The following is a 1,239-nucleotide window of genomic DNA, read 5'->3' as shown; positions in this document are numbered from 1 at the left end:
ACCGCCATCACCGACTACCTAATCAACCTGCTCTCCGGGGCCGCCGCCCCCACCCGGGTCATCACCGCGGTCACCGCCCACACCGACGAACCCATCGCCGTGGTCGGCATGGCCTGTCGGTTGCCCGGTGGGGTGGATTCCGCGCAAGCGTTATGGGACTTGGTCCACAGCGGCACCGACGCGGTCGGAGGCTTCCCGACCGATCGGGGCTGGGATCTGCCGGGATTGTTTGACCCCGACCCCGATGCGGTCGGCAAAACCTACACCCGCTCAGGCGCGTTCTTGACCGACGCGGCCGGATTCGACGCCGAGTTCTTCGGGATCTCCGCCCGCGAAGCCACCGCCATGGACCCCCAACAACGCCTGCTATTGGAGGTGTGTTGGGAAGCATTAGAAACCGCCGGGATCGACCCCACCACCCTCGACGGCACCGACACCGGAGTCTTCGCCGGAGCCTGGGCACAACCCGGCGCCGCCGGCGCCGACGGGGCCGAAGGATACGGACTGACCGGGGTCGCCACCAGCGTGGCCTCGGGCCGGGTCGCCTACGTGCTAGGCCTACAAGGCCCCGCGATCACCATCGACACCGCCTGCTCCTCCTCACTGGTAGCCACCCACCTGGCCTGTCAATCCCTGCGCAACGGCGAATCCAGCCTGGCCCTCGCCGGCGGAGTCACCGTCATGACCAGCCCAACACCCTTCATCGAATTCGCCCGCCAACGCGGACTAGCCCCCGACGGACGCTGCAAAGCATTCGCCGCCACCGCCGACGGCACCGGCTGGGGCGAAGGCGCAGCCGTCGTGGTATTGGAACGACTCAGCGACGCCCAACAACACCACCACCCAATACTGGCCGTGATCGCGGGATCGGCGATCAACCAAGACGGCGCCTCCAACGGACTGACCGCCCCCAACGGACCCGCCCAACAACGCGTCATCACCCAAGCCGCCGCCAACGCCCGCATCGCCCTGCACCACGTCGACGTCGTGGAAGCCCACGGCACCGGCACCACCCTGGGAGACCCCATCGAAGCCGGCGCCCTGCTAGCCACCTACGGCGCCCACCGCGACCCTGAGCACCCACTATGGCTGGGCTCAGTCAAATCCAACATCGGCCACACCCAAGCCGCCGCCGGCACCGCCGGACTGATCAAAATGATCACCGCCCTCAACCACGCCGTCCTCCCCCCCACCCTGCACGCCGCCCAACCCCGCCCCCCCCTCGCCTCGTCCCCCGGT

1 pseudogene is annotated in these 1,239 nt (G+C 68.7%); it reads left to right on the top strand.

From position 1 onward, the window contains the following. Positions 1-12: 12 nt before the first annotated feature. A pseudogene (locus MSIMFI_RS27155) lies at positions 13-1,239 on the top strand (beta-ketoacyl synthase N-terminal-like domain-containing protein); the annotation flags it as partial.

The sequence above is a fragment of the Mycobacterium simulans genome (genome assembly GCF_900232995.1).
GTDB classification, from domain to species: domain Bacteria; phylum Actinomycetota; class Actinomycetes; order Mycobacteriales; family Mycobacteriaceae; genus Mycobacterium; species Mycobacterium simulans.
This window is presented reverse-complemented; position numbering and strand designations above follow the sequence as displayed.